At 65.7% G+C, this 21,875-nt stretch carries 20 protein-coding genes and 1 tRNA gene; 9 read left to right on the top strand and 12 right to left on the bottom strand.

What is annotated here, in order from left to right; translation table 11 throughout:
• The first annotated feature begins 593 nt into the window (after positions 1-593).
• Positions 594-1,220: a rod-determining factor RdfA gene (gene rdfA, locus A6E15_RS06810; protein ID WP_175607218.1), complete on the top strand. Its 627-nt coding sequence runs from the start codon at positions 594-596 to the stop codon at positions 1,218-1,220.
• 61 nt (positions 1,221-1,281) lie between these two features.
• Positions 1,282-3,237 carry an archaea-specific SMC-related protein gene (locus tag A6E15_RS06805; RefSeq protein WP_076144949.1) on the top strand — a complete coding sequence of 652 codons (1,956 nt, stop codon included), beginning with the start codon at positions 1,282-1,284 and terminating at the stop codon, positions 3,235-3,237.
• A 442-nt stretch (positions 3,238-3,679) separates the two neighbouring features.
• Here the strand turns inward: A6E15_RS06805 and A6E15_RS06800 are convergent, their stop codons facing one another.
• Positions 3,680-5,149 carry an MATE family efflux transporter gene (locus A6E15_RS06800; RefSeq protein ID WP_076144947.1) on the bottom strand — a complete coding sequence of 490 codons (1,470 nt, stop codon included), beginning with the start codon at positions 5,147-5,149 and terminating at the stop codon, positions 3,680-3,682.
• A 151-nt stretch (positions 5,150-5,300) separates the two neighbouring features.
• Between A6E15_RS06800 and A6E15_RS06795 the strand changes: the two genes are divergently transcribed.
• Positions 5,301-5,711 (top strand): hypothetical protein, encoded by a 411-nt coding sequence (locus tag A6E15_RS06795; protein ID WP_076148230.1) that lies wholly within the window; start codon positions 5,301-5,303, stop codon positions 5,709-5,711.
• 9 nt (positions 5,712-5,720) lie between these two features.
• On the opposite strand, the gene A6E15_RS20835 is transcribed toward A6E15_RS06795, so the two are convergent.
• Positions 5,721-5,861, bottom strand: a complete 141-nt coding sequence (locus tag A6E15_RS20835; RefSeq protein ID WP_175607217.1) for a hypothetical protein — start codon at positions 5,859-5,861, stop codon at positions 5,721-5,723.
• Between the two features lie 215 nt (positions 5,862-6,076).
• On the opposite strand from A6E15_RS20835, the gene A6E15_RS06790 reads away from it, so the two are divergent.
• Positions 6,077-7,096 carry a hypothetical protein gene (locus A6E15_RS06790; RefSeq protein WP_076144945.1) on the top strand — a complete coding sequence of 340 codons (1,020 nt, stop codon included), beginning with the start codon at positions 6,077-6,079 and terminating at the stop codon, positions 7,094-7,096.
• Positions 7,097-7,183: 87 nt separating this feature from the next.
• On the opposite strand, the gene A6E15_RS06785 is transcribed toward A6E15_RS06790, so the two are convergent.
• Positions 7,184-7,393 (bottom strand): CbaC protein, encoded by a 210-nt coding sequence (locus A6E15_RS06785; protein WP_076144944.1) that lies wholly within the window; start codon positions 7,391-7,393, stop codon positions 7,184-7,186.
• A gap of 625 nt (positions 7,394-8,018) precedes the next feature.
• Between A6E15_RS06785 and A6E15_RS06780 the strand changes: the two genes are divergently transcribed.
• A complete protein-coding gene (locus A6E15_RS06780; protein WP_084177343.1) occupies positions 8,019-8,828 on the top strand; it encodes an alpha/beta fold hydrolase in 810 nt (269 codons plus the stop codon).
• Positions 8,829-9,136: 308 nt separating this feature from the next.
• Here the strand turns inward: A6E15_RS06780 and A6E15_RS06775 are convergent.
• Positions 9,137-9,211 (bottom strand) — tRNA-Val (locus A6E15_RS06775).
• A 40-nt stretch (positions 9,212-9,251) separates the two neighbouring features.
• The gene (locus tag A6E15_RS06770; RefSeq protein ID WP_076144942.1) at positions 9,252-9,527 is read right to left on the bottom strand and encodes a DUF7553 family protein; all 276 of its coding nucleotides are present in this window, start codon (positions 9,525-9,527) and stop codon (positions 9,252-9,254) included.
• Between the two features lie 135 nt (positions 9,528-9,662).
• On the opposite strand from A6E15_RS06770, the gene A6E15_RS06765 reads away from it, so the two are divergent.
• The 3 genes from A6E15_RS06765 (at position 9,663) to A6E15_RS06755 (ending at position 12,531) form a co-directional block, all read left to right on the top strand.
• The gene (locus A6E15_RS06765; RefSeq protein WP_076144941.1) at positions 9,663-11,432 is read left to right on the top strand and encodes an adenine deaminase C-terminal domain-containing protein; all 1,770 of its coding nucleotides are present in this window, start codon (positions 9,663-9,665) and stop codon (positions 11,430-11,432) included.
• Between the two features lie 230 nt (positions 11,433-11,662).
• Entirely contained in the window at positions 11,663-12,079 is a 417-nt protein-coding gene (locus A6E15_RS06760) for a DoxX family protein (RefSeq protein ID WP_076144939.1), read from the top strand.
• Between the two features lie 263 nt (positions 12,080-12,342).
• Positions 12,343-12,531, top strand: coding sequence for a hypothetical protein (locus A6E15_RS06755; RefSeq protein ID WP_076144938.1), 189 nt, complete (start codon positions 12,343-12,345; stop codon positions 12,529-12,531).
• A gap of 89 nt (positions 12,532-12,620) precedes the next feature.
• Here A6E15_RS06755 and A6E15_RS06750 read toward each other — a convergent pair whose 3' ends face one another.
• Positions 12,621-13,154, bottom strand: a complete 534-nt coding sequence (locus A6E15_RS06750; RefSeq protein ID WP_076144936.1) for a cob(I)yrinic acid a,c-diamide adenosyltransferase — start codon at positions 13,152-13,154, stop codon at positions 12,621-12,623.
• Positions 13,155-13,268: 114 nt separating this feature from the next.
• Here A6E15_RS06750 and A6E15_RS20830 point away from each other — a divergent pair, with 114 nt between their 5' ends.
• On the top strand, positions 13,269-13,445 hold the full coding sequence (locus tag A6E15_RS20830) for a DUF7838 family putative zinc beta-ribbon protein (RefSeq protein ID WP_175607216.1): 177 nt from the start codon (positions 13,269-13,271) through the stop codon (positions 13,443-13,445).
• Positions 13,446-13,617: 172 nt separating this feature from the next.
• Here the strand turns inward: A6E15_RS20830 and gcvPB are convergent, their stop codons facing one another.
• From gcvPB to A6E15_RS06720, 6 genes are all read right to left on the bottom strand, one after another.
• The gene (gcvPB, locus tag A6E15_RS06745) at positions 13,618-15,117 is read right to left on the bottom strand and encodes an aminomethyl-transferring glycine dehydrogenase subunit GcvPB (protein WP_076144935.1); all 1,500 of its coding nucleotides are present in this window, start codon (positions 15,115-15,117) and stop codon (positions 13,618-13,620) included.
• Entirely contained in the window at positions 15,114-16,451 is a 1,338-nt protein-coding gene (gcvPA, locus tag A6E15_RS06740; protein ID WP_076144933.1) for an aminomethyl-transferring glycine dehydrogenase subunit GcvPA, read from the bottom strand. The genes gcvPB and gcvPA overlap by 4 nt, the downstream gene beginning before the upstream one ends.
• Positions 16,452-16,634: 183 nt before the next feature.
• Positions 16,635-17,750: an AI-2E family transporter gene (locus tag A6E15_RS06735; RefSeq protein ID WP_076144931.1), complete on the bottom strand. Its 1,116-nt coding sequence runs from the start codon at positions 17,748-17,750 to the stop codon at positions 16,635-16,637.
• Between the two features lie 189 nt (positions 17,751-17,939).
• Positions 17,940-19,277, bottom strand: coding sequence for a hydroxymethylglutaryl-CoA synthase (gene hmgB / locus A6E15_RS06730; RefSeq protein WP_076144930.1), 1,338 nt, complete (start codon positions 19,275-19,277; stop codon positions 17,940-17,942).
• 154 nt (positions 19,278-19,431) lie between these two features.
• Positions 19,432-21,141: a hypothetical protein gene (locus A6E15_RS06725; protein WP_139326569.1), complete on the bottom strand. Its 1,710-nt coding sequence runs from the start codon at positions 21,139-21,141 to the stop codon at positions 19,432-19,434.
• A gap of 92 nt (positions 21,142-21,233) precedes the next feature.
• A complete protein-coding gene (locus tag A6E15_RS06720) occupies positions 21,234-21,812 on the bottom strand; it encodes a DUF2150 family protein (protein WP_076144927.1) in 579 nt (192 codons plus the stop codon).
• Positions 21,813-21,875 lie beyond the last annotated feature (63 nt).

The following is a 21,875-nucleotide window of genomic DNA, read 5'->3' as shown; positions in this document are numbered from 1 at the left end:
AGTTCTCCCCGTCGGACTGGTCCGGAATCGCGCGGCCGCTGTCCACCCGGATACGGGAACCGGACGATCGCGGGCCGGAGATGACCTCCTCGACCCGCGGACGACCCCGATTCGGGCGATACTGACCATTGGTAACGAGCATCGGTCACGCGCCGCTTCCGAAGGGCTCGACTCGATCGTCGATCGTTCAGTGGTGGTGAACGATACCGGGCGGCTGACCGTCGGAGCTTACAGGCATAGCCGTGTAATCGTGAGCGCCGCGGTCGGTTCGGACCGATCGCCCGTCGGACCGGGTGTCGATCCCCTACCAAAACCGATTACTAAACAATAAACTATTTTACTGTTATCCCGCATTCCGATCGGGACCGATTCGGTTCACTACTGCAAGACAGGATTTTACCCCGTCGAGCCCCAATTCCGACGAGATCAGTCTCGACCCAGTATGGCATTCGTCCGTCAATTATAATACAACAATGATTATGATTTCGGCGGTGACTCGCCGGTCAGCAACGGCAGTTCGCCCGGTAACCGCCGGCCCGACCGAACCGGAGACGACCACAACATTTGTACGATAGGCCGCGGTGCCATCCGGTATGACAGACGGCTCGCGTGGTGGGCGGCGAACGAAAGTCGAACGAGTGATGGACCAGTACGACCTCGAGGAGTGGGGGGAGCGCCTGGAGGCGGAGTGGATCGGCGACGGAACGGACCGAACGAGCCTCCGGGACCTCGCGACCGAATTCAACGAGGCCGTCCTCCGTGCCGCCGTGCGGGAGGCAGGGGGCTCGGCCCTCGATACGGACATCGAGTCGCTCTATCGAACGCTGACCGACGACGACGCGCCGCGATCCGACGCGGTTCGGCGACGGCGCGAACTCGAGCGTGCGGGCGTCGACGTCGACGCAGTCGAGTCGAACTTCGTCACCCATCAGACGATCTACTCCTATCTCACGGACGTTCGCGACGCCTCCCTCCCCGAAGAGGACACCGAGGACCGCATCGAGCGGAAGAAAGAGACCGTCCAACGGCTCGCCGGGCGCACCCAGGTCATCACGGAGTCGACGCTCGAGGAACTGGGGAACGCCGACGAGATTACCGACCGGGAGTACGAGGTGTTCGTCGACGTCCGGGCGATCTGTGGGAACTGCGGTGCCGACTACGGGATCGCCGAGTTGCTCGATCGAGGCGGCTGTGACTGCGACGCGCCCGACGCCGCGTGATCCCGATGCGAGACCGGCCGTAACCACATAGCATTTATTTCAGCGGCGAGAAAGTAGGCTCGTGTCATCTCAACAGTCAGTCACCTCGTCGATCACCGTCGCGGCGGAGAACATCGGCGGTATCGATAGCACCGAGGTCACACTGGCGCCCGGTGTGAACGTTCTGACCGGGCGAAACGCGACGAACCGCACGTCGTTCCTGCAGACGATCATGGCGGCGCTCGGCAGTCGGCGCTCGTCGCTGAAAGGCGACGCGGACGCCGGTCGCGTCGAGCTGTCCTTCGACGACGAGCGATACACGCGCTCGCTGACGCGGCGCAACGGCGAGGTCGTCTTCGACGGGGACCCCTATCTCGACGAGCCGGAACTCGCGGACCTGTTCGCCTTCCTGCTCGAGTCCAACGAGGCCCGGCGCGCGGTCAGAAGCGGTGACGATCTCCGCGAGCTCATCATGCGGCCGATCGATACCGACGAGATCGAGGCGGAGATCAGCCGACTCGAGGCCGAAAAGCGCGACCTCGACGGACGGCTCGAGGAACTCGCCCAACTCGACAGCGAACTGCCAGATCTCGAGGCCGACCGCGTCGCGCTCGCGGACGAGATCGAGGCGACCGAAGAGCAGATTGCCGACCTCGAGGCCGACCTCGAGGCCTTCGACCTCGACGTCGAGGCGAGCCGCGAACGAAAGGACGCGATCGAGTCGGCCTTCGCGGACCTGCAGGAGGCCCGGACCGAACTCGAGTCGATCGAGTACGACCTCGAGACCGAACGCGAGAGCCGCGCCGAACTTAAGGCCGAACGCGACGACCTCGCGGCCGAACTCGAGGCGCTCGACGACGATCCCGAGTCGCCGGATCGCCTCGAGGGTCGCGTCCAGGAGCTTCGGGACCGAAAGCGGTCGCTCGACACGACCGTCAGCGAACTCCAGAGCGTGATCCGGTTCAACGAGGAACGGCTCGCGGAGGACGGCTTCGACGTCGATCTCGAGGTCGACGACGAAGCAGTCGGAGACGACGACGGCGACGTCACCGACCAGTTGCTGGCGGACTCGGACGACGTCGTCTGTTGGACGTGTGGCTCCCGGGTCGACCGCGACCGGATCGAGGCGACGCTCGACCGACTGCGCTCGCTCCGCCAGCGGAAACTCGACGAGCGCAGCGACCTGCAGGAGCGGATCGACGAACTCTCCGACCGGCGAAAGGAACTGCGCGAGCAACGCCGAAAGCGCGGCGAGATCGAAACGCGACTCGAGGCCGTCGAGGACGAACTCGAGCGCCGCGCGGACCGAATCGAGGCCCTCGAGGGCGACCTCGCGGACCAGCGGGCGCGCGTCGAGGAACTCGAGTCGGACACCGAAACCTACGAGAACGCCGAGTACGGCGAGGTCATCGACACCCACCGCGAACTGAACCGGCTCGAACTCGAACTCGAGGACCTCGAGGCCGAACGCGACGAGGTCGACGCGCGGATCGCGGAGATCGAAGGGAAGATCGAGGAGCGAAGCGACCTCAAGGGGCGTCGCGAGACGGTCGAGGACGAACTGACGGACCTCCGAACCCGGGTCGACCGGATCGAGGAGAACGCCGTCGACGCCTTCAACGATCACATGGACTCGATCCTCTCGATCCTCGAGTACCGCAACATCGACCGCATCTGGATCGAGCGCCGCGAGCGGACGGTCCGGGAGGGTCGACGGAAGGTCTCGCGGACGGCCTTCGACCTCCACATCGTCCGGACGACCGAGGACGGCCGGACCTACGAGGACACCGTCGACCACCTCTCGGAGAGCGAACGCGAGGTCACCGGGCTGGTCTTCGCGCTGGCCGGCTATCTGGTCCACGACGTCTACGAGGTCGTTCCGTTCATGCTGCTGGACTCGCTCGAGGCGATCGACTCGAACCGGATCGCCGACCTCGTGGCCTACTTCGAGGAGTACGTCGACTGCCTCGTCGTCGCCCTGCTCCGGGAGGACGCCGAGGCGCTGTCGGAGTCGTACACCTACGTCGAGGAGATCTAGCGTTCGACGACCAGTATCCCCACGGGCGTTCGCTGTCCGGAACCGACGACAGTCGGCGGGCCGGTCAACCACTCGGGAACTCGATAACATCTGCCATACATACAATAATAGATATATCGAGATTCAAATGCCACACGGAAAGCCTGACTGTCGAATTCATCGATATAGTGGGTCTTTGAGTGCTGAATCAAAAATATTCGCGGGCGAGATACTGAATTCGAATCGTCGGAGTCGAACGGTATCATCTCGAGTCTTTCGGCGGATTTACGCGGGCTACTGTCGGGCCTTCCGTACGATTCCGATCACCGATCGATCGTCCAGGCCGACAAAAATATAAGCATAGGCACTATAATACTCCGCTAGCACTTTTGTGGTGGGAACGGTAGAGAGATACTCGAGCGATCGGTGCCGCACTCGCGGGTCGGGACGGCGGGCCGCGCGGTCAATCGCCGGGCGAAGACTCGGGTCGGTAGCCGCGACTGATGGCCTTCCAGTGGCCGGCGGCGAACCGGTAGTAGGTGACGGCAGCCGGGACGAGCGTCTCGAGGATCAGTGCGGCGTACAGCGCCCCGATACCGAGCGGTGTCACGACCTCGAGGCCCGGCAGCGGGACGGCGACGGCACCGAGGGCGGCGACGGGGAGCGCGAACGCGTACAGCCCGAGGACCTGCCCGTAGAACGGCCAGCGGGTGTCGCCGCTGGCGCGCAGCGGGCCGGTCGCGCCGCCGCTGATGCCGCGGAAGACGACGCTCACGCAGGCGACGACGATGAACGTCGTCACGAGCGGCACGATCGCGGGGTCGTCGACGAAGAGCCGTCCGACCCGCTCGGCGAAGACGAGGACCAGCGCCGCGCTACAGAGGTAGACGGCGGTCCCGAACCACAGCACCTCCCAGCCGTAGGTGTCGGCGTCGCCCTCGTCGCCGGTGCCCAGTTCCTGCCCGACCAGGCTGCTCGAGGCCAGCGAGAACCCCCAGCCGGGCGTGTCCATCAGATCCCGCACCCGGCGCGCGACGACGTAGGCGGCCACGACGTTCGGGCCGAACAGGGCGACGATCGCGAGCATGGGAAACTGCGCGCCCCGGCGGGCGACGTTGGTAAAGACGAGCGGCGTCCCGATCTCGATCACGTTCCGGACGTCCTCGAGAGTCGTGTACGGCCGCGAGCGGTCGATTTCGACCGGGAACTCGCCGATCAGCGGGAGCCGGCCGAACGCGAACCCCCCGACGAACGCCGCCAGCACGAGGACGTTCGCGAGTACCGTGCCGATCGCCGCCCCGACGACGCCCAACTCGAGGACGAACAGCAGGACGGCGTTGACCGCGACGTTGACGGCGGCACCGCCGGCTCGCAGCGCCATCGGCGTCCACGCGTCGTCGGCACCGACGAGGGTACGGCTGCCGATCAGGTTCAGGGCGGCGACGGGAACCCCGAGAGCGACGACGCGGAGGTAGTCGGCACCGTAAGCGACCGCCGCGGCGTCGTCACCGACGAGTCCGATAAGCTCCTCGGGAACGAGCCAGAACAGGGCCGCCAGCGGCACGGTGAGCGCGACGACGACGAGCGCGCTGGTCGTCACCGCCAGCGAGAGTTGCTCGGACGCGCCCGCGCTGAACCGCTGGGAGACCAGTCCGATCGTCGCGCCGGCGACCCCACCGCCGATCGCGAACGCGAGCGCCCAGAACGGCGTCGCGAAGCCGACGCCGGCGATCGCCGCCGGCCCCAGCGCGATGCCGACCATCGCCACGTCCGCCGCCGACTTCGACATCCGGGCGATCCCGGTGACGATCCGCGGCCACGCGAGGTCCGTCGTCCGCACGACGCGCTCCCGGTCGACGACGCCGACCCGCGCGAGCAGGAACCCGATCGAGAGCAGGAGCCACCGGAACGGATTCGGAACGCGAGAAGCCACGTCTCGCGGTTCGGGATTCGGCGCTAAAACGTTTTATACCGTCGGCGTCCGTCACGGCCGATCGTTCAAGTCGCGCTCAGTGACAGGTTCGCGGCCGACCGGCGGCCGGATTTATCCGGCTCGAGCGCGTCGGATCGAGTCGACGCACGCGATGACCAGCGACGATCGATACAAACTGTTCGGCGTCTACGCCTCGCCGTCGGTCTTCGACGCGCTCGAGGCGGTTCTCTACGAGGAGGCCGGCGTCGTCGACTACGCTGACTACTTCGAGCCGACCGTGTCCTCGGTGCCGGTCGGCGATCCGGGCGCGGACGCGACCGCCCAGCTGGTCGCCGACCTCGTCGCGGACTTCGCCGACCTCTACGACGCGGCGGACTTCGAGGCCGCTCGAGCCGTCGACCCCGAGGCGTTCGAACTCGCGCAACTCGCCGCGGACCCGGAGACGGTAGCCCGCGCCCGCGAGCGGTTCCAGGCGGCGGCTACGATTCAGGAAACGGACAGCCGCACGGTCCACACCGCGATCCTGACGGCGGCGCTCGACGAGGCCGACGACCCCGAGTGAACGCGCTGCTCAGGCCTCGCGCAGGTCGACGATCCGCACCCAGTGGTCGCCGTAGTTCGCCTCGTGATCCCTGGCCGCTCTGTTGGCGTCCGCCCAATCTGCGTGTTCCCGCTCGAGGTCACAGCTGTCACACTGCAACTGGTACGCCATGTAAATCCATACCATCCGAAGGGGCTTAAGTTTCATCGCGACCGTCTCCGGTCGAGCGTTCTCGAGGGGCCCATGCGGCCTGCTGTCACTTGGCCCCGACGACCGCAGGCGGTCGCGGTCGCCCCGATACTGACTTCCGGTAATCCGTATCGTGGGTAGGAAATCGCCCGACTGAAACGCGAAGATTCATGTCGCACGGATTGGATATACAGTCGATGTATCGGTACACGCCGGACGATAGCGATCACGAACGCGCACATCATCAGGCGGTCATTCAGGGGGCCGACGACGTGGACGGCAAGCGGATCGGCAATCTCGGGGAACTCGCGTTCGAACAGTTCTGTCGGGAGTATCTCCCGGTCGAGATGTGGGAGTGGAACAACGAGGAAGCGATCCGCCGGTGCAACCCGGAAAGCTTCGCGGGGCACGACTTCGAGGTTTTCGGCTACGAGGTCGACGTGAAGTCCTCGCGGGACGTCTCGGCCTTTCTCCCCGAATCGCTCGTCGAACGCGATCCCGACGACGATATCGTCGTCATGGTCTGGCACCGGGACAACGAGGACAGCCTCATCCTGCTGGGCTGGGAACGGCTCGAGACGCTGCAATCGAAAGTCGAGACCGAGGCCGAGTACTCGGGCGACGCGCCGGCAAAGCTCGACCACCTCGCGGCCCGACCGATGAACGAACTGCTCGATCTCGGGCCGAACACCGCCCACATGAACCAGAAGCCGGAGAACCCCTTCGAGCCGGGCGATCGCGTGGTGAAGGCCGGGGAGGACGACCCGTCGGTGGGCGTCGTCGTCGAGGTGTTGCCACCCGAAAAGAACACGGGCGCGTTCGGACAGGAGCTAAACGGCGAGGCGGTCCGGGTCACGTTCCCGAACGTCCTCGACGAGGGGCCGGCCGACTGGCGCGAGTACCACCCCGCGATCCTCGCGTCCTACTGCGACGATCAGGAGATCAAACGCTGGACCTACAACCACGAGAACCTCACGTTCGCGGCGAACCCCTACGTCCCCGGCGACCGCGTGATCAAGCCCAGCCACGACGATCCGGACGCGGCCGTCGTGGTCGAGCGCGCCGCCGACGGAACCGACGTCACCGTCGCCTTCCTGAACGCCTTCGACGACGAGGACGTCTGGTCCGGAAAACTGGCCGATCACTGCGAGGAACACGGCATCAACCGATACACGTACGAGCCGTCGGAACTCGCCTTCGCCCGTCGAGAGACGTGACGCGAGGACGGCATTCGGGAGTCGTGATTCACGGGACGGGCCGGGACCGGACGGCGGCCCGCCGAGTCCGCACCTGCGAGAACGCCGTTAGTCGGACCGGTGTTCGTCCATCGCCGACTCGTCTTCCTGTGGCCACACCGCCCAGGCCAGGATGGCGGCGACAACCGCCAGCCCGACGACGACCGTCTCGAGGACGGACAACGTGATCCCGAACCACGAGAGGGCCGTTCGTAACTCGACGACGATCGGGACGAGGACGGCCACGATGACGAGGAGCGCACCCTTCGAGAGACGCACGTATTGATCCCCGTCATATGTTGGTGCCGAGGACGCCAAAGGATGGCGGCGAACGCGTTCGGTAAGCTCACTCGAGGAGTATAAAAGTCTCGCACGATCCGTAGCGCGTCGGTATTCGATCGCAATTGGCTCGAGCGACGCGGCCAGCGCCGCCCGAGATCGCCGTCCGAGAACTTCGGCACACGGGGTGACGGGAGATGAGTGACGACGGCACGCTCGGGACGTGTTCACGCTGTGGCCGTGACGTGTTGATCACCCACTGTCTCGGCTCCGGTGAATGCTATGCCTGACCCTGTGGCTGTCGCCAGCCGCCCGCGGCAGTAGCGACCGGAGACGATTCGTAGGCCAGCCGTCGATCACGGACTACAGTAGCCACTGACCGTCATTGCACACCCGATCGCACGACGGCTGTGCGATCGGTGTGTAAATCGTTTCAGGTGTTACTGTAGCATCAGTAACGTGTTCGATAGTATCGACCACGGCGGTGCCGACTCCGTCAAGAGTTCGATCGATTCTGGCGTTCAGCAGTCCGTAACGCGACATCAGCACACGGATCCTGGGTCTCCACATCCATAATCCGCGAGCGGCGATAGACTGATACTGTGACCCGGCGTGGGCCTACGATATGAATGGGCCGGCCGGGAACGACGTCCGCGAGTGGATCGCGGAGCGGTCACGACGGCGCGTCGCGATCCACGCCCTCGCGGTTGTCGCAGTCCTCGTCATTCTGGCTGGTATGGGGTTCTACGCGTACTTCGGCATCTTCGCCCACCACGCACCCGAAGACGTTCGAGAGGCCGCTCGAGCGGACGCGAACGTCAGCGTGACGGAGGCCTACGGTGGGTACGTCGTATCGGACGCCGACTCCGACGCCGACCGGCTGGGACTCGTGTTCTATCCGGGCGGACGGGTTGCGCCCGACGCGTATCTTCCGACAGCGACTCGGATCGCCGAGCGCGCGGACGCCACAGTCGTGATCCCGAAGATGCGAACGAACCTCGCGGTCTTCTCTCAGGGTCGCACCGACGCGGTCGTCGACGGCGAATCGCAGGTCTCTCGATGGGTCGTCGGCGGCCACTCGCTCGGCGGCTCGATGGCGTGTCGGTATGCCGGAAATAACGGCGACACAGTCGACGGGATCGTCCTCGTCGGCTCGTACTGCGATCGACCGATCGAGGAGACGCAGACGGTAGCCGTTCTCGGCACTCGAGACGCGGTACTCGACCGTGACCGGTTCGCAGCCAACCGCGACAACCTCCCGCCGGACCACAGCATCAGCCGTATCGAAGGCATGAATCACTCACAGGCAGGGTGGTACAGCGGCCAGCGCGGCGGCCAGCCGGCACGGATTTCGACTCCAGAGGCCCACCGAAGACTCGCGACGGAGATCGCCGACTGGCTCTGTCGTGACCTCGACCACTGTGCGGACGGCTAACCCCGACTGTCGGCTTCAGTGCTGTCTCCGTCCACCAGATTGCCCGAACTCCCGCAACTAAATGCCGTAACGGTACGGTCGAAGATCCTTCTCTGTTCGTCCGCGTTTTCAGCCGGTAGCGGATACTGGTTTCACCTCCAATTCTCCCTACGCTGTCTACGGTTTTCGAGGCGCAAGGCAACGAGTGGGTTGGGACGGATTTGAACCACGAGGACTCGCTTCGCTCGTCCTCTGGGTTCAAATCGCCCGTAACGATTTCTGACGACACGGACTCGTCGCTACGCTCCTCGTCCGTGTGTCGTCAGAAATGGGTTGGGGCGGATTTGAACCGCCGGCTTCCTCCGTGTGAAGGAGGTATCATAACCGGACTAGATCACCAACCCGCACGAGGCCCTTCCCGTGCGTCTGACTTAAGACTTCCTTTCAGCGGTCGTCGGCGTCGCTCGAGCGACCACCATCGACCCGCCCACGCACACCGCCAACGACGCCACGAATCCGCATCGCAGCACGCCGCTCGAGGCCGATCGCCTCGTCCCGAACCCCCTCGAGCCGACTCGGTTCGGACTCTGCTTCGACCGCGAGTCCGAGCCGTGATCGGACGCGATCGACGTAGGGGCTGAGCGTTTCCGCAACGCCCAGACGAGCGTGTTCGGCGGCGCGAGCGAGGTAATACCGGCTGTCGTGGAAGTGGTTGTTCATCGATTCTCACCCGTAGAAAGGTTAGCTGCGTATATAGTCCTACCGCAGAGGACGAATTTCGACGCCGGTCCCTGTCGGCGATTTCGAGCGTTACGCGATCGATTGACATACGTCCCTCCGCGAGCATCTCCCGCTATGAACGAGTTACAGCCGGTCGCGCTCGAGCGCGAGGGGGCGACCGCCGACGTAGTCGTCGAGGGTGGGCGGGTGTACCGCTCGAACCGCCGGGACTTCCGCAATCTCGACGTCGCGATCGTCGGCGACAGGATCGCCGCCGTGCTCGCGGACGCCGATTCGGTCACCGGCCCCGAGACGACGGTCGTCTCGGCGGCCGACAGCGTCGTCCTTCCGGGATTGATCGACGCCCACACCCACGCCGACATCCAGTTGCTGTTCGATCGCGAAGTGCCCCACCTGCTCGCGTCGGGGACTACCTCGATCGTCACCGAAAGCTCCGGACTGGGGCTGCTCTTTGGCAGCCGCGGCGTCGAGACCTTCCTCGAGCGAACCGCCGACGCGCCCGTCTCGGCCTACGTCTCCCTGCCGCCACAGGACTTCGTCGACACCTTCGAACCGGCGACGGGGACGCCGGCCGAACTCGAGGCGCTCTCCGACCTGCTGGATCACGAGCGGGTCGTCGGCGTCGGCGAGATCGACTGGATCCACGTCGTCGGCCGCGACGCGCCGGTCGAGAACCTCTACGAGCGCACTCGCGACCGCGACCTTCCGATCGTCGGTCACGGCGCTGGCTGTCGGGGCGAGTCGCTGCGCGCGTTCGCGACCGTCGTCGACAACGATCACGAGGCGATCTCTGCCGACGGGATCCGCGAGCGAGCCGAGAGTGGGATCCACGTCGTCGGCCGCTGTGGCTCGATCCGGGAGGACCTGCCGGCGCTGATCGAGGCGTTTCCGGACCTCGATCCGGGGAGCGTCTCGCTGTCGACCGACGGCGTCTGGCCCGGCGACTTACTCGAGGGCTTCGGAATGGCCGAGATCGTTCGCCGACTGCTCGACGCCGGGATCGAACCCGCCGACGCGATCGACGCCGCGAGCCGGAACACCGCCGCCCACTTCGGACTCGAGGATCGGGGCGTCGTCGCGCCCGGTGCCGTCGCCGACCTCCTCGTCGTGGACGACCTCGAGTCGATGGCCGTCGAGACGGTCCTCTCCGAGGGCGAGGTCGTCGTCGCCGACGGCGAGCCCCTCGTCGACGCCAGGACCGACCCCTACCCCGACTACGTCTACGACACCGTCTCGGTCGACGTCTCGCCCGAGCGGTTCACCGCGCCGCTCGCAGCCGCGCCCGGAGGTTCCGTTCGCGCGATGGCGGTCGATCGCGGGCTCGTGACGACCGAGACGACCGCCGACGCCGCCGTCGTCGACGGTCCGGACAACTCGAGCTGCCGACTCGGCCCCGACCCGGAGAACGACGTCCTCACCGCGACGATCTTCGATCGCGACCCGACGACCGACGAGCGGGGCTTCACCGGTTTCCTCACGGGCTTCGGCCTCGAGTCGGGAGCCCTCGCGACCTCGGCCGTCTGGGAGGCGACCGGGCTGGTGACCGTCGCCGCGGACACCGACGACGCCGTCGTCGCCGCCGACCGCGTCGCCTCGCTGGGCGGCGGGTTCGCAATCGCCCGCGACGGCGAGGTGGTCGCCGACCTCGCCATGCCGGTCGCCGGGGCCGCCGCCGAACTCCCGCCCGAGCAGTTCGCCGCCGCGTTCGAGGCGCTCGAGGATGCCCTCCGCGAGGGCGGCGTCGACATCGACTGGCCGCTGTTGACTGCCCAGACGCTGACCTTCCCCGGGGTCCCGACGCTGAAGCTTACGGCGTCGGGCTACGCCGACGTGTTGGCTCGGGCCGTCGTCGGCCTCGAGTCCGAGACGGACACCGACGACTGATCCACCGGATCGAGCGTCGGTTCCCGTCGATCGAACCGACCCCGTTCTCGTTCACCACTCGATTCCACCGATAACTGCCGTTTCACCCGGTAACACGTCTGTTAGCGAGAGTATAACCAGTTCGGGAACGAACCGGATACCGTCATGCAACGACGAACGCGGAACGCGGATCGAACCGACTCACGACCGATCGGACCGGCCGGCGCGGCGGCCGTGGAGGTGAGCCGCTGATGGCCTTCGAGAGCGGCCTCGCCGCCGTCGTGTTGCTCGCCGGCCGATTGCTGTTCGGCGGCCTGATAATCTATCAGGGAATCGACCACTTACTCGCGCCGGACGCGATGGCCGGCTACGCCGAAGCCAAGGGCGTCCCGGCACCGAAGTTCGGCGTCGTTGCCTCGGGCGTCCTCCTCGTTCTCGCGGGGTTCGGCCTCGTTCTCGGCGTCTACCCCGTCCTCGCGGCGGGAGCGCTGGCCGTCTTCTTCCTCGTCGTGACCCCGTTCATGCACGATTTCTGGGCAGTTCCCGAGGACCAGAAACAGGACGAGCTGACCCACTTCACCAAGAACGTCGAACTGTTCGCCGCGTCGCTGCTCGTGCTAGTGCTTGCGAGCCAGCCGTGGGGCTACGCGCTGAACGTCGGCCTGTAGATCGGTTCTCGCGCGAGCGGCAGTCGACGCCCGCCCCGATAGCATCCCCTCGCGGCCAGCAGCGGCGGCCGGCGGTCCGTCCGAACCGCCTCCGTGACCGGGCGGCGGTCGATCGACGACGGGCGAAACGCGACGCGTCGGACGGGCCGCGATCGTTCGGAGATGCAGAACCGTCGCCGTCCGTCGATTTACTGACGGAAACGGCGGCGATACCTACGCCTTTCGGCGAACGGTTCAAGCGACTCGTCGGCGACCGGACCCGTATGGCAACGAACCAAACGACCCCGGGTCCCGACACGACGAAGCGGTTCCTCGTGACCTGCGCCGACTGTGCCTACGAGCGCTCGGCGGCGGGCCGCACCGAAGCGACCCGACTCGGCGACGACCACCGCCTGGAGACCGGCCACGAACTCGTCGCGCTCGAGGTCCCGGCATCCGCCGTCGGCGCGTAATCCGGGTCACGCCCGCGTCGTCTCCCGGATACTGCGTGTGACGGCCGCTCTCGTCGAGCCCTCGAGAAACGGGAAACCGGCGATCCGGCTCAGTACTCCGGCGACTCTTCGGGTTCGCCGTCGCGGGCGTTGACGACGCGCGCGATCGTGAACAGACCGTCCGAGAGCCGGTTGAGATACTGCACCGCGTCCTCGTTGATCTGCTCCTCGCCGGCGAGTGCGACCGCGCGGCGCTCGGCGCGCCGACAGACCGTCCGGGCGTGATGGAGCGCGGCCCCGTCCTCGCTGCCGGTCGGCAGGACGAACGAGGTCAGCGGCTCGAGTTCCTCGTCGTAGGCGTCGATCCAGTCCTCGACGGTCTCGACGTGGTCGGACCGGATCGCGGGGTCGTCCTCGTCGGGGTCGGGGTTGGCGAAGTCGGCTTGCACGATGTGGAGGTGGTTCTGGATCGCCGACAGGTGGTCGTTGACGTCGTCGTAGTCGGTTGGACGGATCGTCCCGAGTAAAGCGTTGAGTTCGTCGACGGTCCCGTAGGCCTCGATGCGGGCGCTCGCTTTCGAGACGCGGCTCATGTCGCGGAGGTCCGTCTCCCCGTCGTCGCCGCGGCCGGTGTAGATCGACATGGCTGGACCGACGGACGGCGACTACTTAATTGCCGCGTCAGTCTCGCCGCGCCACCGGTGTCTCGCGTTCGCGGAACCAGTAACTTCAACTCGCTCGACCCGCTATCGCCGGACATGGCTATGGAACTCGACCACGAGTGCCCCAACTGCGGGGAAGAAAAGACCTTCTACCGCGCCGCCAGCACGATGTTGCACCTCGGCGAGAAGGTCAAGTGGCACTGCCCGGACTGTGACTACGGCTTCGTCCGGATCGGCGACAACGGGACCGCCGTCGACTCGAGTACGGCGTAGCGAACCCCCGTCGCGTTCTTTCTCCCGCTATCGCTCGAGAGTGCCTCTTCAGCCGACTGCGCCTCCGCCCAACCGTCCGCACGCGTGAGGACTGAGACCGGATCGCGGTACTCGGCGGCACCGTCGTGAACGGTCCGAAACGCCGACGGTCCCGCGAAACGGGCCGCGAGCGCTACTCGTCGTCCTCGAGTTGCTGCCACGACAGCCGCGGGCTCCGCGCGGCGCTGGTCTGGTCGATTCGACGGGCAGTCGTGCGTTCTGGGGCGTCAGCGAGCGTCGCGTCGTCCTCGTCGGCGACGGCGTTGAACGCGGCGGCGAGCCGGTCCAAGGTGTCCTTGCTCTCGACCTCGGTCGGCTCGGTCATCAGTGCCTCGGGGACGATCTCGGGCCACTTGGTCGTCGGCGGGTGGACGCCGTAGTCGAGCATCCGCTTGGCCACGTCGGCGGCGTCCTGCTCGCCGGCGCTGGCGACGAACTCGTGGTGGAAGGGGCCGTAGGGGACGTCATACTCGATTTGCTCCGCGAGGTAGTTCGCGTTCAGCACTGCGGAGGCGCTGGCGTCGGCCAGCCCCTCGTCGCCGAGCCGCGCGATGTAGGCGAAGGTCTTGAGCAGCACCAGCCAGTTGCCGTGGAAGCCGTGGACCTTGCCGATGGTGTGGTCGGGTTCGAAGAGTTCGTACCGGGGCTCGCCACCCGTCGACTCGGCGTCGCGCTGCCGGACACGGGGTGCCGGCAGGAAGGGGGCGAGGTCGTCGACGACGCCGACCGGCCCGGCACCCGGCCCGCCGCCGCCGTGGGGCGTCGCGAACGTCTTGTGGACGTTGTAGTGCATCACGTCGAAGCCCATGTCGCCCGGCCGCGCGCGGCCGAGCAGGGCGTTCAAGTTCGCCCCGTCGTAGTAGAGCAGTCCGCCCGCGTCGTGGACCAACTCGGCGATCTCGGTGATGTCGCGCTCGAAGAGTCCGAGCGTGTTCGGGTTGGTCAGCATCAGCGCCGCAGTGTTCTCCGAGAGGGCCGCCTCGAGCGCCTCGAGGTCGACCCGTCCCTCGTCGTCACTGGGCAGGGAAACGACGTCGTAGCCGCCCAGAGCGGCGGTCGCGAAGTTGGTGCCGTGGGCGCTCTCGGGGACGATGACTTCGTCGCGGTGGCCCTCGCCGTTGTGTTCGTGGTAGGCCGCCGCGACGCGAATGCCGACGAACTCGCCGGCGGCCCCGGCGGGCGGCTGCAGCGTCACCGCGTCCATACCGCCGATTCGGCCGAGATAGTCCTGCAGCCGATAGAGCAGTTCGAGGGTCCCCTGGATCGACTCCGCCGAGCGGTCGGGATGAACCGCGGCCGACGGCAGTGCGGCCACGTCCTCGGTGAACTTCGGGTTGTACTTCATCGTACACGACCCCAGCGGGTAGGGCCCGCTGTCGATCCCGTAGATCATCTGGGAGAGCCGCGTGTAGTGGCGCGCCAGTTCGGGTTCGGAGAGGTCCGGTAGCTCGAGCGAGTCGCGGGTGAGGTCGTCGGGCAGCGGCGATTCGCCGTCGGCCGCGTCCTCGTCACCGCCGCCGATCTCGACCCGCGTCAGGTCCTTTTCCGAGAGCAGCGGTTCGTACTCACCGTTCTCGACGTAGCGGGCCTGATCGTACCGCACCTGCGGGTCGTCCGGCCGCTCGTCGCTCATCGGATCACCCCCTCGAGCGCCGCGACGAAGCGATTCAGCCGCTCGTCGGGGACGCCGGCGACGCAGACCTGGATCTCGTGATCGCCGACGACGTGGACCGCGAAGCCCCGTTTCTCGAGGTCCGATGCGACGGCGCGAGCGGGCTGGTCGACGCGGGCGACGAACTCCCGGAGGTGGTGGCGGTCGTGGACCGGCGCTTTGACGCCGACGAGGTCGTCGAGCCGGGTCGCGAGGTCGCGGGCGCGCCGGACGTCGCGCTCCGCGAGGTCGACCATGCCACTCGGGCCGAGGACGGCGGCGTGCATCGCGGTCCGGAGCGCGATCCAGGCTTGGTTCGTGCAGATGTTGCTCGTGGCCCGCTCCCGGCGGATGTGCTGTTCGCGGGTCTGGAGCGTCAGCGTGTACGCTCGCCGGTCGGTCGCGTCCTCGCTGGCCCCGACGAGCCGGCCGGGAACCTGCCGGAGATACTCTTCCCGCGTCGCGAACAGGCCCATCCCCATCCCGTAGCTCGTCGGGAGCCCCAAGACGCTGGCGTCGCCGACGACGACGTCCGCGCCGACGTCGGCGGGCCGCTCGAGCAGGGAGAGCGCGATCGGGTCCGAGCCGAGGACGAAGAGGGCGTCGTTGGACGCGGCGAGGTCGCCGACAGCCTCGAGTGCTTCCTCGATCGTCCCCCGGACGGTGGGGTTCTCGGCGTAGATCATGACGACCTCCTCGTCGGCGATGGCCTCGAGACCCGCGCGGTCGACACCGGCGTCCTCGACCGGATAGGTCTCGACCGCGAGGTCGGTGCCGGCGACGTAGTTCTCGAGCGTACTGCGGCGCTCCTCGCGAAGCAGTTCGGGGACGAGAACTCGATGGCCCGTGGTATCGCGGACGCGATCGGACAGCGTGGCGGCCTCGCCGAGCGCCGTCGCGGCGTCGTACATCGAGCAGTTTGCGACCGGGAGCCCGGTCAGCTCGACCAGCAGCGACTGGTACTCGAACAGGGCCTGCAGGAACCCCTGGGACACCTCGGGCTGGTACTGCGTGTAGGAGGTCAGAAACTCCGAGCGGTCCGCGAGGTGATCGACCAGCGACGGCACGTAGTAGCCGTAGTGGCCCCGCCCGAGCAGTTCGGTCACCTCGTCGTTACGGCCCAACAGCGAGCGTACCAGCCGCCGCGTTTCCCGTTCCGATCGCGCGTCGATGTCGAAGCGGCCGTCGAACGAGACCTCGGCCGGCACGTCGAAGAGGTCCTCGACGGAGTCCGCGCCGACCGCCTCGAGCATCGCCGTGCGGTCCTCCTCCGTGTGGGGAGCGTACGGGCTCCCCGTGGCGTGTGATCCGTGCATAGCTAGACGTGGCCTCGGTCGACCGACCCGATCGGTTGCCCCCGAATCGTCGGCGGCGTTCGATCCGAGACACGATACTGGCCTCTAGCGGACAGGGGATAATGAACGCACCCGTTTCGGCGTACCTGGCCGAGAGCCGCGGCCGCGGTCGCGATACGGACGACTGAGTCGCCCGCCGACCGATCAGGAATCGCCGTCCGCACCGCTCGAGTCGGCGTCCCCCTCGGAACCGGTGGCCAGCCCGCCGGCATCGGGTGTGGCCCCGTCGATTGGGTCGTCCGTTCGAGCGCGCGCGAAGCAGTCGAGGGTGAGTTTCGCCCCGCCGAGGACGACGGGTCCGATGAAAAGGCCAACGGCACCGAAGACGATGAGGCCGCCGAAGATGCCGACGACTACGATCGCGGAGTTGAAAGCACTGGACCGGCCAATCAGCGCGGGTCGGAGGTAGGAGTCCGAGAACGTGACGACCAACCCGTAGACGAACATCGCGACGCCGGCGCTCAGTCGCCCCATCGCGACCAGATAGATGGTCGCCGGGATCCAGATCCCGAAGGCCCCGACCAACGGAAGCAGCGTGAGGATGAACGTCGCGACGGTCAGGAAGATGACTGCCGGAACGCCGGCGATCAGCAGCCCGACACCGAGCATCACCGACTGAATGGCAGCGACGGCGACGTTTCCGACGACCGACGCCCACATCAGCCGGTCCAGCCCGACCTCGAGTTCGTCGAGGACGTCGTCCTCGATCGGCAACACCCACCGGAGCCACGAGACGAGCCGCTCTCCGTCACGCAACAGGGCAAAGAGGACGAACAGCGTGACGGTCAGGCCGATGAACATACTCGGCAGACTGCCCAAGAGTTCGATCGCTCCGTTCGTGACCTCCTGAACGGCCGTCGCGATCCGGCCCTGGTTCGACTCGTACAGTTCGACGAGATCGACGGCGTACCCGTTGCGCTCGAGGACGGACTCGATCGTCTCGACGTCGATCTCGCCTTGCCTGATCGACCGGACGAGTCGGAGCGACTGGCCGACAGCGAGCGAGAGGACGTACATCAGGGGCAACAATACGACGAGCAGGGTCGCCGTCACGACCGCAAGCGCCGCGACCGTCGGCGTGACGTAGGTCTCGAGACGCCGCTGGACCGGAAACAGGATGTACGCGAGGACGACCCCGAAGAGGACGTACTGAAGATACGGCAGCAGAACGAACAGTGCGAGAAGGGCGCTCGCCAGCGCGAGCAGGGTCAATCCCGGCCGCTTGACGAGCCAGTCCGGGGGATCGGGACTGTCGGACATATACGAGTGTGCTACAGCCCGTCAAATTAGTCTACTGATACGACGTTCGGGCAACAGGCCGAAATCGCCGTCGCTACTCGACGTATCGATACTTCCGCACACCCATCCCGGCGGACCTTTTTCCTCGCTCGCGCTGACGCGCTCGCTCGCAACAATCTCCACCAAAAAACACTCGCCAAAACCCCCTCGCTACTCGACGTATCGATACTTCCGCTCACCCATCCGGCCCCAGCCGTCGAAAACGAACTCCTCGTCGGGCGTGGTGAACTCCTCGACGTCGACGTCCATCTCGTGGTTGTGGGCGTCGTGGATCTCCTCGTAGTCGTCCCACGACATCTCGTAGCGGTCGGACAGCTGTTCGTCGACGTTCAGCGCCTCGATCTCCTCGACCCAGCCGTCTCGAACCGTCTCGGAGTGGATCTCCGCCTGCGCACCGCTGCCGTAGGAGCCGACCAGCAGTTTCTCGCCGACCATCCCGCGGTCGTTCTCGAGCGCGTGTTTGAGCGCGCTCGCGCGGGCGACGTGGACCGAGCCGGTGTACCAGTTGCCGACCTCGCGGGAGATCGTCAGCGTCGGATCGATCGTGGCGTCGTACCACTCGGCGTAGCGGTCGGTGTCTTTGAGCGCGTCCATGTACGCCCGGAGCGCATCGCGGTACTCGTCGTCGGAGTCGAACGCCTCGGGGCGGGGCTGGCGACCGATCTCTTCGGCGAGTTCGTCCTCGACCGCCGTGTTCCGCGTGACGTGGCGGAACGCGAGCAGCGCGGCCTTCCGGACCATTCCCGGGAACGGCGTGTGGAAGGGCGCGTACGCGAAGTCCTCCTCGTGGACCTCGCCAGCGACGCTCTCGAAGTCCTCGAGGGCCTCGCGCATCCGCGCGAGATAGACCTGCACGGAGCGTTTGCCGTCGACGCTCGGGAACTGCTGGTTGGGCTTGAGGAAGTCCGTCTCGTCGGCCGAGCCGTAGCCCTGCTCGGCGGAGAGTTCGACGAGGTTCGGATCCTCGCTGATGAGCATCGCGACGGCACCGGCGCCCTGCGTCGCCTCGCCGTCGTCGCCGCGGGCGTACAGCGCCGTGTCGGTCGCGATGACCAGCGCCGAGCGGCCGCGATTGCGGCCCGCCCGGATCCAGTTGTACGCGTCGTCTAAGCTCTGTGTCCCCGCGATACAGGCGAACTTGCGTTCGCCCTTGTTCGCGTGGTGGAAGTCTCCCTCGTAGACCTGCTCTAAGCAGCCAGCGACGTACGTCGAAACCGGCTTCGAGTTGTCGAAGGCGCTCTCGGTCGCGACGTCGATACGACCGATATCGTCGGGCTCGAGGCCTTTGCGCTCCATCAGCCGGTGGGCGGCGTTGGCCCCCATCGTGACGATGTCCTCGTAACTGTCGGGGAAGGAACTGGCGTTCAGGCCGAGTCCTTTCGTGTACTTTTCCGGATCTTCGCCCTTCTCGGGGGCGAACGTGCCGGGTAAGTCGAGTTTGAGGTTACCCGTCCAGATCTCGACGGCGTCGATGCCGACTGCAGTCATACCTTCTCAATGCAGGTGACGGTACAAGATATTGTCGTTCGACGTTTCGACGATCGACGAATATCGTGCGATGAACGACAGCAAGTGACACCAGACCAATAACCTATTTTATGTATCTATACACGAAAATGATCGTACAGGTGAAGAAAGCGTATCAGGAGCCTTCCGGTGGCGTGAACGTAACCGTCACCTCGTCAGTCGTTCCATCGGCGTACTGATAGTCGACTGTCGCAGTGATCGACCGCCCATTCATGTCGATCGGCGTATTCGTATTCCGTTGTTGTTGGAACTCGGTGAGGATCACGCTTACCTCTTGATTCCCCTCGACAGTGGCTGTGTCGTCCAAACCGATACGATCGCCGAGTCGGTAGCCGCCGCTCCCTAACTGCCACGCGAATCCATTGTCTGTACTTTGGACAAGTACCTCGGGAACGGCGAACCCAACATCGTCGCTCCGAATCTTGTCGGCTGGGCCGGTTTTCTCCACCGTAACACCCTCGACCGTTACTGAATCGGTACCCGTATTCACGAGGTCGAACGCGACCTGTGAGTCGGTCCCAAGCTGGGATCCCTCGGATGTCCGTGCCGTGCCAGCATATTCGAGACCCCGCTGCTCAGCAGAGTCTTCGTCTTCGACAGTGAACTCCATGACACGACCGTCGACGGATTCGTTCGTCCAGACGCCGCGGGTGTCCTGTGCGCGAACACCTACGGTATAAGTGGTGTTTGTCTCGAGGTTTTCCGTATCGATCGTCCCGTTCGCCCACAGGGTTGTCGCTCTATTGAACTCCTCGGACGAGAGGGTCCCGTTGCGATCGCCCTCAACGAGATACCACTCCGCATCGACGATGGGCGTCCCGCCTCGTAGATCGGTGGCGGCACCCCTGTTGTCGAATTTGCCTGCTATGTCGACCGTCTCTCCGCGAGTGACGGTAACCGGATCGAGTTCAAGATCGGTCACCTTTGGACCAGCAAGCGTGGTTCCGCCCTTTGAGTCTGCCTCCTCGTCGATATCGAAGTCCTCACAGGTGGTGTCGCTGTCTCCGATGGCAACGCAGGCCATTTGAAGATCGTACGGTTCTCCACTCTTCGCGAGTTCGATCGGTAGCTTCCCGTCGGCGTATCCGGACGGCACGACTCTTGCGTTCTCCTGTCCGGATTTCGGTCCAAAGTCGGTTCCAATAGTCTCGTTCCACACGTCCGGCGACTGCGTCGGAACCGTGATCGTAATGTTATCGCCGGTCGACTCGAGACTGACCGGATCCGTAGGGCCACTCAGCGATCTGGTATCGACGGTCGTCGCGCTGCTTGAGGACGTTGATAGGTCTCCGTCGACGAGGACGATGGTGACTCGGTCACCGTCGATCAGCGGTTGATCGGTGAGTTCGACCGTAGCGTCGCCGAAATCGTTGAACGCGAGCCCGTGTTCGATTCGAGTCGTAGGAGCGTTTCGATATTCGTTGTAGTGTGGTCCGTAAACAACCGTTCTCGTCTCGTGAGACCCGAGTACTCGATCCTCCAGTTCACCCTCACTGTACCCACCGAGAGGAGCGGTCACGTCCGCATTATCGATCGTAAGAAGGCTCGGATCGGTCGTCTCGAGGGTGCCCGTCGGGTCCGGCGGGTTCATCAGAAAGGTCCGGGTCGGATACTGGGTCCCGAGAGTCACCGAAACCGACGTTGAGCTACCCGTAATCCCGGCGTTTTTGATCGCGTTTCGAAGTTCTTGCATCTCGCCGTGGACCTGCTGGTTGTGTTCGCTCTCGATCGCCTGATTTTCCGCGGGCACGGCGTTGACCTGATAGAGTGCAAGCGCGGTGAAGACGATCGCGAGCAAGAGGACGGCTCCGATCTGGACCGTCACCGCGCGCTCGCCGTGCCGACGTCTCATAGCGGTGGATGGTCACCGGCGCTTAAACGTCTGGTGGCCCGGCGCGGCGAAAACGAGACCCCGTCCTACTCGTCTTCCTCGACGACTTCCGGATCGCTCATCGCGCTCTGGAGGCTGTCGAGTCCGTTGATCCACTCCGTGACGAGGCCGTACTCGAGGTCTTCCGCGACACCCATGTCGAGTTCCTCGCCGTCGATGATGAGCGTTCCCGCCTGGGCGGCGTAGCCGAGCGCCGCGTCCAGGTCCTCCTCGGCCTCGGCGTCGGCCGCCGCGCCCAGATAGTCCCCGACGCTGCCGTCTTCGGCCGGCCCGTTGGCGACGTACTCTTCGGCCGCGAAGAAGACACAGACCAGACTCGTCTGGACGCCGTCGACCAGGATCAGTTTCTCCTCGTCCTCGATGTCGACCTCGCCGAGGACGATCTCGCGGACGTCTTCGATCTCCGCGAGGGCGTCCTCCCCCTCGAGTTCGCCGTCGTCGTAGGCGGCGACGATCTTCGCGATCGCAATCGCGGTGTCGTCCTGCAGGTTGAGCAGGAGTCGGGCCGAGTCTTCGTCTTCCGGATCGATGTCTTCGTCTTTGATGCGACCGATCCAGTTCTGCCAGCGTTCCTCCGAGTAGAACTCGGTCGGGGGATTGCTCATACAGACACCTACACCGGCCGCTTGAAATGCCTTTCTCTACACTAGCCGCCGAAAGTGAATGTT

It is taken from the genome of Natrinema saccharevitans (assembly GCF_001953745.1).
Lineage (GTDB): Archaea > Halobacteriota > Halobacteria > Halobacteriales > Natrialbaceae > Natrinema > Natrinema saccharevitans.
Note: the sequence above shows the minus strand (reverse complement) of the source record. Positions and strands in the feature narration are given on the sequence as shown.